Source organism: Phenylobacterium sp. (assembly GCF_030681155.1).
In the GTDB taxonomy this organism is placed as follows: Bacteria; Pseudomonadota; Alphaproteobacteria; order Caulobacterales; family Caulobacteraceae; genus Phenylobacterium.
The window spans coordinates 124,531-133,174 of sequence record NZ_JAUXXE010000050.1 but is presented as its reverse complement, the minus strand read 5'-3'; the positions used below and the strand labels follow the sequence as shown (position 1 = coordinate 133,174).

Genomic DNA, 8,644 nt, shown 5'->3' with positions numbered 1-8,644 from the left:
GCGATGATCACCTTGGGCTTTTCGGCCAGGGCGACCTCAGCGGCCATATCGTAGTCGATCAGGTGGTCCTGCTGCCGCACGCCGTAGGCGACCGGCCGGAACCACTTGCCCGACTGGTTCACGTTTTTGCCGTGAGTCAGGTGACCGCCGGCCGACAAGTCCATGCCCATGAAGGTGTCGCCCGGGCTCATGGTCGCCATGAACACCGCCTGGTTCGCTTGGCTGCCCGAGTGCGGTTGGACGTTGGCGTACTCACAGCCAAAGATTTGCTTGGCCCGCGCGATGGCGATTTCCTCTGCGACATCGACGACTTCACAACCGCCGTAGTAGCGCTTGCCCGGATAGCCTTCGGCGTACTTGTTGGTCAGCACCGAGCCCTGGGCGTCCAGGACGGCCTGCGAGACGATGTTCTCCGAGGCGATCAGCTCGATCTGATCCTGCTGGCGCTTCAGTTCGCCGGACAGCACCGTGGCGATGTCGGGATCGGTCTGGGCGACGTTGGACGTGAAGAATGCGTCTGCAGGGGTTTGGGCGTGCACGGTCATGGGCGGGCCTTTCGGGAAACGGTGGAGGCGGATATCGGGCGAGCGCCTCGTCGAGCGCTCTTTAACGCCATCGGTCGTGTGATCCAACGGCGGGGAACGAACTTCTCTCTGCAACGTTGCGTCAAACGTGGGGGTGCGCGTGCTTGCGCGCGCCCGTTGCGGTTCATCGTGTTGCCAGGGGATCCTGAATGAGTATCGAAGCCGAGCCCGAGGGGCGTTCGGGCGAGGAACTGATGCGACTGGGCGCGGACATCGTCGCGGCCTATGTCAGCCGAAATTCCGTATCCGCCGACGCGGTGCCCGATATCATTCGGTCGGTCTACGGCGCGCTGGAAGGCCTCAATCGGTCGACCGTCGCCGTGCCGGAAGAGAGGCCCAAACCCGCTGTTCCCATAAATCGTTCCATCCAGCACGACTTCATCGTCTGCCTGGAAGACGGCAAGAAGCTCAAAATGCTCAAGCGCTACCTGCGCTCGCGCTACGATATGAGCCCTGATGACTATCGTCGCCGTTGGGGCTTGCCGCCGGATTATCCGATGGTCGCACCGGCCTACGCGGCGCGGCGCTCGGCCTTCGCGAAGGAAATCGGCCTGGGCCGCGGCGTACGTCGAGGGAAATGAAGGCGATACCCTGCGCTCCTCCCAACGAACTTGGGATCTGGCAGGAGCGACAGGATACTTGGTGGGAACTGCGCAGAAGCGCGTTCCCAAGTTCCAGTCAAAGCGCCGCAAGCGCGTATGTGAGTGGGACGTTTGAGCCTCGTCCGAGGCGTAGCAATCAGCTTGTTTTGTGAACCCGTTGGTTCTCCAAGGAGGCCGAGATGACGCAGGCCTGCGTCATCCCAAAGTAAAATCGGCTAGGCTGCGACGCCGCCGACGCGCGCAATGTTGCAACGAACCCACAGCTTCTCGAGCGCGTCAGCCAGGGCGTCCATCATCTCGTCGGTATGGGCGGGCGACGGCGTAAAGCGCAGACGCTCAGTGCCGCGCGGCACAGTGGGATAGTTGATTGGCTGCACATAGATGCCGTGATCGGCCAGCAGGATATCCGAAATCATCTTGCAGTGAACGGCGTCGCCCACCAGCACCGGCACGATGTGGCTGACCGAGTCCATCACCGGCAGGCCGGCCTTGCGAAGACGGGCCTTCAGGGTCGCGGCGCGCTCCTGATGAGCCTCCCGAACCTCGTTGTGCTCCTTGAGCCAACGAATCGAAGCCACCGCTCCGGCCGCCAGCGCCGGCGGGATCGACGTCGTGAAGATGAAGCCGTCGGCATAGGAGCGGATCGCATCCACGATCACGGCGTCGGCGGCGATGTAACCGCCCATCACGCCAAACGCCTTGCCCAGCGTGCCTTCGACAATATCGATCTGATCCATCACGCCGTCGCGCTCAGCGACGCCCGCGCCGCGCGGTCCGTACATGCCGACCGCGTGGACTTCGTCCAGATAGGTCATGGCGCCGTACTTCTTGGCCAAGGCCACGGTGCCCGCCATGTCGGCGATGTCGCCATCCATGGAATAGACGCTTTCGAAGGCGATCACCTTGGGCGCATCAGCCGGCGCGGCGGCCAGCAATTCTTCCAGGTGCGCCAGATCGTTGTGCCGGAAGACCCGGCGGCTCTCGCGCCCGCCAGCCCGGATGCCGGAAATCATCGAGTTATGGTTCAACTCGTCGGAGAAGATGATCAGACCCGGCAGGATCTTGAACAGCGTCGAGAGCGACGCCTCGTTGGAGACGTAGCCCGAGGTGAAGAGAAGAGCCGCTTCCTTGCCATGCAGGTCGGCGAGCTCATGCTCCAGCTCGACATGGTAGTGAGTGGTGCCCGAAATATTGCGCGTGCCGCCCGAGCCGGCGCCGGCTTCGTCGATCGCCTTGTGCATGGCGTCGGTGACGATGGGGTTCTGTCCCTGACCGAGGTAGTCGTTGGAGCACCAGACCACGACGTCGCACTGCGTGCCGTCAGCCTGAGTCCACGTCGCCTGCGGAAACTGGCCGCGATGACGCTTCAAATCGGCGAACACTCGGTATCGGCCTTCCGAACGAATCTGTTCGAGGGCGGAAGCGAAGGCGTTCTTGTAATCCATCGATTTGAACTCCGCCCTGGACGTTCGACGATCTCGCGCCGCGGGCGGTCCTCTTGATATGGCCGGGCTTATCGCGCCACCCGCGCCGATTGTCTACAATCTGTCACGCCGCAGTCGATCAGAATTCGTAAGCGGCTGCTCAGCCTTCGTGATCGATCAAGCGAGTTCATCCAAGCGACCGCGAAGCATCTGCACAATTCCGGAGAAGTCCTTAGTTCCGTATCCCAGCCGATCGAATAAGGCGTACAGCCCCTCTGCCTGAGCGCCCATCGGCGCGGCGGCGCCGGCCGCAGCAGCGGCCTGTTGCGCCAGCTTCAAGTCCTTCAGCATCATGGCTGTGGCAAATCCGCCCTCATAACCGCGGTTCGACGGCGCGGTCGCCACCGGGCCCGGCCACGGGCAGTAGGTCGACAACGACCAGCATTGGCCGGAGGACTGGTTGGCGATCTCGAAGAAGCGCTCGCTATCGAGACCAAGCTTCTCAGCCAGGGCGAAAGCTTCGCAGACGCCAAGCATGGAAATTCCGAGCACCATGTTGTTGCAGATCTTGGCCGCCTGCCCCGCGCCGTGATCTCCCGCTCGAATCACCGCCCGCGCCATCGGCTGGACGACGGCCTCGATTGCGGGGAAATCGCCCTCGTCACAGCCCACCATGAAGGCCAGCGTGCCGGCATCGGCCGCCGCTGTGCCGCCGGAGACCGGGGCGTCGGCGAACCGGAACTCCAGCTCGCGTGCCTGAAGACCGACGGCCCGGGCGCTCTCCACGTCGATGGTCGAACAATCGATCAGCAAGGCGGTCTTCGGCGCATTGGGCAGAATCTGCTCGGCATAGACGGCGCGAACATGGGCCCCGGCGGGCAGCATGGTCACCACGGCGTCGGCCTTGGCGACTGCCTCGGCCACACTCGCGACCGGCAAGCACCCCGCGGCCTTTGCGCGATCCAGCGCCTGGGCCGAGAGGTCGAAGGCCGCGACCTCATGGCCGGCCTTGACCTGATTGGCGGCCATGCCGCCGCCCATGTTGCCCAGGCCGATGAACGCGATGTGCATGACTAGGCCTTGGGCTTCTGGAACTTGTAGACGAACTGGTCGGTCTTCCCGCGGATCTTCGGGTCGAACACGTTCACGCTCTTGTCGTCGGCCGGATTGCGGATCGCATTGTCCTCGCCGACGAACTTGAAGCCTGCCGACTCGACCTCGCGCTTGACGATGGCCGGATCGATCCGGTGCAGGCTGTCGGCGACTTCGATCGGTGCGCCCGTCACCGCCGTATGGTCGATGATGAGCAACATCCCACCCGGCTTGATGGTGTTGTAGAGCGTCTTGTTGACGGCCGGCACGTCGAGGGCGAGCTGCTTCAGATGGAAGTCGTGGTAGTTCTGGGCGGTGAACATCACGTCCACCGGCTCGGGCGTCTTGAAGTCCTTGGCGTCAAGGGTGACGACCTCGACATTGCCCTTCTGCAGAGCCGCCTTGGTCTTTTCGACGTCTCCGGCCGGCACCGCAGCGTAGACCTTGCCGGTCGGCCCAACAGCGGCGCTGAGCACGCGGGTGAAATACCCCCCGCCCGGCAGAAGCTCGACCACCTTGTCGCCGGACTTCACCCCCGCGAACGTCAGAATCTCAGCGGGTTTGCGCGCGGCGTCGCGGGCCTTGTCGGCTTCTGGACGGCTCGCGTCGGCGACGGCGGTGACGACGTTGGCCGGCGGCGCGGCGTGAGCAGCGGACACGGAAAGCAACAGGGCCGCACTGGCGGCCATCAACAGATTGCGCGTCATCTTGCTTCCTCCATCGGCGTGCTCGATGGCCGCCGTTGCGCTCAAGTTAGGGGCGTCCACTCCTCTGTGGAAGGAAGACCTGCAAAAATCGCATCGAGCATGGTTTCGCTGACGCCTTCCGGCGTTGGAGGATTCCAGCGCGGCGCGTGATCCTTCTCGACGATCACGGCCCGAACGCCCTCCAGGAAGTCGTGCCTTTGCACGACCCGCGCGCCGATCCGGTACTCCATCGCCATGTTCTCGGCGAAGGTCTTGGCTTGGCCGCCGAGATGAAGCTGCCGCAAGGCCACCTTCATCGTCTGCGGCGACTTGGTGGCCATCACCTTGAGCTGTTCATTGGCCCAATCGCTCCCGGAGGCCTTCAGCGCAGCCAAGATCGCCTCAAGGCCGTCGAGCGCGAAGACTTTGTCGATCTCGTCCTGGTGCCCGGCCAGCGGCGGGCGACCAGCGTCCCCTTCATACTCCGTCAGGATTGTCTCGATGGCGGCAGGATTGGCTAGGATCGCCGCCTTCAGGTCGGCGATCTTGACGCTCTCCACGAAGTCGGTGGCGACCCCGACCAGCTCGCAATCGGCCGCCTTGATCCGCGCGCCAGTTAGGGCCAGCCACACGCCGATATGGCCCGGCATGCGCGGCAGGAACCAGCCGCCGCCGACATCGGGGAACAGGCCGATCCCGGTTTCCGGCATGGCGAACGTCGTCTTTTCGGTGGCGATCCGATAGCGGGCCGGCATGGCCAGACCGACGCCGCCGCCCATGGTGATCCCGTCCATGATCACCGCGACCGGCTTCGGGTACTCGAACAGCAGGTGGTTCAGCCGGTACTCGATAAAGAAGAACTCGCGCGCAGCCTTGCCGTCGCTCGCGCCGCTTTCGGCCAGCATCCGGATGTCGCCACCCGCGCAGAAGCCGCGCTCGCCGGCGTGATCCAGCAGGACCAGCTCGACTGCCGGATCCTCACGCCAGGCCATCAGCACCGAGGTCATCGCCTGGCACATGTCGGTCGTCAGGGCGTGCAACGCCTGCGGCCGGTTCAGGGTGATCCGGCCGACAAGGCCCTCGATACGGCTCAGGACGTCGCTCATTGCCGGAACATCTCCCGGGCGATGATCACCCGCATGATTTCATTGGTGCCTTCGAGGATCTGGTGGACGCGCAGGTCGCGGACGATTCTCTCAAGCGGATAGTCCTTCAGATAGCCGTAGCCGCCGTGCAGTTGCAGCGCCTGATTGGCCACGTCAAAGCCCGCATCAGTCGCGAACCGTTTGGCCATAGCGCAATATTTGGTCGCCTGGGGATCACCGTTGTCCAGCGCATGCGCCGCCCGCCGCACCATCAGGCGCGCGGCCTCAAGCTCAGTGGCCATGTCAGCGATCTTGAACTGCAGGGCCTGGAAATCAGCGAGTTGCTTCCCGAACTGCTTTCGCTCGCTCATGTAGGCCTGCGCCGTGTCCAGGGCGAGCTGGGCGCCTCCGAGCGAGCAGGAGGCGATGTTCAGCCGCCCGCCGTCCAGCCCCATCATCGCAAAGCGAAACCCCTCGCCCTCACCACCGATCCGGTTGGCCGCCGGGATCCGCAGATTGTCGAAATTCACCTGGGCGGTGGGCTGGGCGTTCCAGCCCATCTTCTTCTCCTGGGCCCCAAACGACAGGCCCGCCGCGCCGTTCTCGACCACGAAAGCCGAGACGCCCTTGGCGCCCGCGTCGCCGGTGCGCGCCATCACGACATAGAGGTCAGAAACCCCGCCGCCGGAGATGAAGGCTTTCGAGCCGTTCAAGACATAGTGGTCGCCGTCTAGGACCGCGCTGGTCCGCAGCGCCGCAGCGTCGGAGCCAGACCCTGGCTCGGTCAGGCAGTAGCTGGCGATCAACTCCATGCTGGTCAGACTCGGCAGATAGCGCTGGCGCAACTGGTCGTCGCCGAACCGGTCAATCATCCACGAGGCCATGTTGTGGATGGTGAGATAGGCCGCAACCGAGACGTCGCCATAGCTGAGGGCCTCGAAGACAATCGAAGCGTCCAACCGGGTCAAGCCGGCGCCGCCGACATCCTCGCCGATGTAGATTCCGGCGAACCCCATCTGCGCCGCCTGGCGCAAAACGTCCTTCGGAAAATGCTTTTCCTCATCCCAGCGCGCTGAGTGCGGGGCAAGTTCAGCCTCCGAAAAGGCCATGGCCGCGCTTTGTATTGCGCGTTGATCGTCGGATAGGGCGAAATCCATGCGCTCGAACTCACGTCTGCAGAGGCTGACTTGAGCAAGTCGCCCTGCTGGCGCAACCTGTCAACGACGCGACGCTGAGGCGCGCTTTCTTCGAGGTCTTTGAATGGCGAATGAAGCGGTCGGCGGGCGTGCGAGCGACTCTGTGCGGAATCTCGCCTTTATCAATTACGGGCTGCTGTTCGCCTCGCTCTTCTTCGCCGGGGTGCCCGCCCTGATCGCCGCCATCATCGCCTACTCCCAGCGCGACGAAGCGCCCCAGACCATCGGCTCGCACTACCGATTCCAGATCCGCGTTTTCTGGGTCGCCTTCTGTCTGGCCCTGGCCGCCGGCGTCAGCTTGCTCGGCGTGGTCATTCGGGTGACCAGCGAACTCTTCCAGGTCACCCAGGTCCCTGGCTGGGACGTGCACGACAACGTGAAGCTGGACCTATCGAACGTCACGCTCGACGGTCCCTTGCTAGCCATGCTGGTTTCCTCGGCCTTGTTCTCGGCCCTGGGCGGCGTCTGGCTGATCTTGGCGCCGGCTTTTGGCGTCGTCAGGCTTGCGTCCGAGCGGGGGATGGGCCACAGCGCGCGGCCATGAGCCCTGCCCCCCTCGCCGCCTACCCCGCCCTCCGCCTTCGCCGTCTGCGCCAGGCTGACTGGATCCGCCGCATGGTCCGGGAAAGCGTCCTGACCCCGGCCGACCTGATCTGGTCGATGGTTGTCCACGAGGGCGATGGCGAGGTTCCCGTGGCTTCGATGCCCGGCGTCGCGCGCCTGTCAGTCAAGGAATGCGCCAAGGCCGCCGTCGAGGCTCGCAAGCTGGGCATCCCGGCCATCGCCATCTTCCCGCATATCGACGGCTCCAAGAAGGACGCGCTCGGCTCCCAGGCCGCCGACCCGAACGGGGTCATCGCCAACGCGATCAAGGCCATGAAGGACGCGGCCCCCGAGGTTGGGATCATGTGCGACGTCGCGCTCGACCCCTTCACCGATCACGGCCACGACGGTGTCATCGAAAACGGCAAGATCGCCAACGATCCGACGATCGAGCGCCTGGTGGAACAGGGCCTGATCCAGGCCCAGGCCGGCTGCGATATCCTGGCCCCCTCCGACATGATGGACGGCCGCTGCGCCGCCCTGCGCACCGCGCTTGAAGGCGCCGGCCTGCAAGACACGATGATCATGTCCTACGCCGCCAAGTTCGCCTCGGCCTTCTATGGTCCCTATCGTGATGCGATCGGCTCGGGAAAGCTCGGCACCGGCGGCGCGCCGATCGACAAGAAAACCTACCAGATGGACTCGGCCAACACCGAAGAGGCCCTGCGCGAGGTCGCCCTCGACATCGCCGAGGGCGCCGACATGGTCATGGTCAAGCCAGGCATGCCCTATCTCGACATCGTTAGCCGCGTGGTCGAGGCCTTCCAGATGCCGACCTTCGCGTTCCAGGTGTCGGGCGAGTACGCAATGATCATGGCCGCGGCCCAGAACGGCTGGATCGACGAGGAGCGGGCCATTCTCGAAAGCCTAGGCGCCTTCAAGCGCGCCGGGGCGTCCGGCGTCATCACCTACTTCGCGCCACGCGCGGCGAAAATGCTGGGCGCGTGAAAGCCGTAGAGATCGTCGCCGGGGTCATTCGTGACGTCGGCGGCCGCGTCCTGACCGTCCGCAAGCGCGGCACGACCGCCTTCATGCTGCCGGGAGGCAAGCGGGAGGCTGGCGAAAGCGACATCGCCGCCCTTTCGCGAGAACTGGGCGAGGAGATCGGCTGCGACCTGATCACCGCCGATCACCTCGGCACATTCGACGCCCCGGCCGCCAACGAGCCCGACACCCGTGTCTATGGGGCGATCTATCTGGCGGTCGTCGCTGGCGACGCGATCGCCAAGGCCGAGATCGAAGAACTGCTCTGGATCGACCCGCAATCTCCGCCCAGCGTCCGCTTCGCACCGCTGCTGGAGCGTCAGGTGCTGCCGCGACTGACCGCGATATAGCCCAAGACGTCATCCTTCAGACCGCGCGTCGCGAGCCG

At 64.6% G+C, this 8,644-nt stretch carries 9 protein-coding genes and 1 pseudogene; 4 read left to right on the top strand and 6 right to left on the bottom strand.

The genetic code is table 11. The annotated features are described in order from the left end of the window. Positions 1-545: pseudogene (gene glyA / locus Q8M13_RS13320) on the bottom strand (serine hydroxymethyltransferase); the annotation flags it as partial. A 188-nt stretch (positions 546-733) separates the two neighbouring features. On the opposite strand from glyA, the gene Q8M13_RS13315 reads away from it, so the two are divergent. Beyond that, positions 734-1,165 carry a MucR family transcriptional regulator gene (locus tag Q8M13_RS13315; protein ID WP_305300446.1) on the top strand — a complete coding sequence of 144 codons (432 nt, stop codon included), beginning with the start codon at positions 734-736 and terminating at the stop codon, positions 1,163-1,165. Positions 1,166-1,401: 236 nt separating this feature from the next. Here the strand turns inward: Q8M13_RS13315 and hemA are convergent, their stop codons facing one another. The 5 genes from hemA to Q8M13_RS13290 form a co-directional block, all read right to left on the bottom strand. After that, entirely contained in the window at positions 1,402-2,631 is a 1,230-nt protein-coding gene (hemA, locus tag Q8M13_RS13310; protein ID WP_305300445.1) for a 5-aminolevulinate synthase, read from the bottom strand. Between the two features lie 156 nt (positions 2,632-2,787). Further along, the gene (mmsB, locus tag Q8M13_RS13305) at positions 2,788-3,681 is read right to left on the bottom strand and encodes a 3-hydroxyisobutyrate dehydrogenase (protein WP_305300444.1); all 894 of its coding nucleotides are present in this window, start codon (positions 3,679-3,681) and stop codon (positions 2,788-2,790) included. Positions 3,682-3,683: 2 nt separating this feature from the next. Further along, positions 3,684-4,409 carry a class I SAM-dependent methyltransferase gene (locus Q8M13_RS13300; protein ID WP_305300443.1) on the bottom strand — a complete coding sequence of 242 codons (726 nt, stop codon included), beginning with the start codon at positions 4,407-4,409 and terminating at the stop codon, positions 3,684-3,686. Positions 4,410-4,450: 41 nt separating this feature from the next. Continuing rightward, complete coding sequence (locus Q8M13_RS13295) at positions 4,451-5,494, bottom strand: enoyl-CoA hydratase/isomerase family protein (RefSeq protein ID WP_305300442.1); 1,044 nt, start codon at positions 5,492-5,494, stop codon at positions 4,451-4,453. Beyond that, positions 5,491-6,630 carry an isobutyryl-CoA dehydrogenase gene (locus Q8M13_RS13290; RefSeq protein ID WP_305300441.1) on the bottom strand — a complete coding sequence of 380 codons (1,140 nt, stop codon included), beginning with the start codon at positions 6,628-6,630 and terminating at the stop codon, positions 5,491-5,493. The genes Q8M13_RS13295 and Q8M13_RS13290 overlap by 4 nt, the downstream gene beginning before the upstream one ends. 103 nt (positions 6,631-6,733) lie before the next feature. On the opposite strand from Q8M13_RS13290, the gene Q8M13_RS13285 reads away from it, so the two are divergent. Genes Q8M13_RS13285 through Q8M13_RS13275 form a run of 3 tightly spaced genes read left to right on the top strand, consistent with a single transcriptional unit; the run spans position 6,734 to position 8,606 of the window. Further along, a complete protein-coding gene (locus Q8M13_RS13285) occupies positions 6,734-7,213 on the top strand; it encodes a hypothetical protein (RefSeq protein ID WP_305300440.1) in 480 nt (159 codons plus the stop codon). Beyond that, positions 7,210-8,220 carry a porphobilinogen synthase gene (hemB, locus tag Q8M13_RS13280; RefSeq protein ID WP_305300439.1) on the top strand — a complete coding sequence of 337 codons (1,011 nt, stop codon included), beginning with the start codon at positions 7,210-7,212 and terminating at the stop codon, positions 8,218-8,220. Before Q8M13_RS13285 ends, hemB begins: the two co-directional genes overlap by 4 nt. After that, positions 8,217-8,606: an NUDIX domain-containing protein gene (locus Q8M13_RS13275; protein WP_305300438.1), complete on the top strand. Its 390-nt coding sequence runs from the start codon at positions 8,217-8,219 to the stop codon at positions 8,604-8,606. The genes hemB and Q8M13_RS13275 overlap by 4 nt, the downstream gene beginning before the upstream one ends. The last annotated feature ends 38 nt before the right edge of the window (positions 8,607-8,644 follow it).

What these genes read in the sequence shown, in the direction of transcription:
- Q8M13_RS13285 (WP_305300440.1), top strand. Translation starts at nt 6,734, where the DNA reads ATGGCGAATGAAGCGGTCGGCGGGCGTGCGAGCGACTCTGTGCGGAAT.
- Q8M13_RS13290 (WP_305300441.1), bottom strand. Translation starts at nt 6,630, where the DNA reads ATGGATTTCGCCCTATCCGACGATCAACGCGCAATACAAAGCGCGGCC.
- Q8M13_RS13295 (WP_305300442.1), bottom strand. Translation starts at nt 5,494, where the DNA reads ATGAGCGACGTCCTGAGCCGTATCGAGGGCCTTGTCGGCCGGATCACC.
- hemA (WP_305300445.1), bottom strand. Translation starts at nt 2,631, where the DNA reads ATGGATTACAAGAACGCCTTCGCTTCCGCCCTCGAACAGATTCGTTCG.
- Q8M13_RS13300 (WP_305300443.1), bottom strand. Translation starts at nt 4,409, where the DNA reads ATGACGCGCAATCTGTTGATGGCCGCCAGTGCGGCCCTGTTGCTTTCC.
- hemB (WP_305300439.1), top strand. Translation starts at nt 7,210, where the DNA reads ATGAGCCCTGCCCCCCTCGCCGCCTACCCCGCCCTCCGCCTTCGCCGT.
- mmsB (WP_305300444.1), bottom strand. Translation starts at nt 3,681, where the DNA reads ATGCACATCGCGTTCATCGGCCTGGGCAACATGGGCGGCGGCATGGCC.
- Q8M13_RS13315 (WP_305300446.1), top strand. Translation starts at nt 734, where the DNA reads ATGAGTATCGAAGCCGAGCCCGAGGGGCGTTCGGGCGAGGAACTGATG.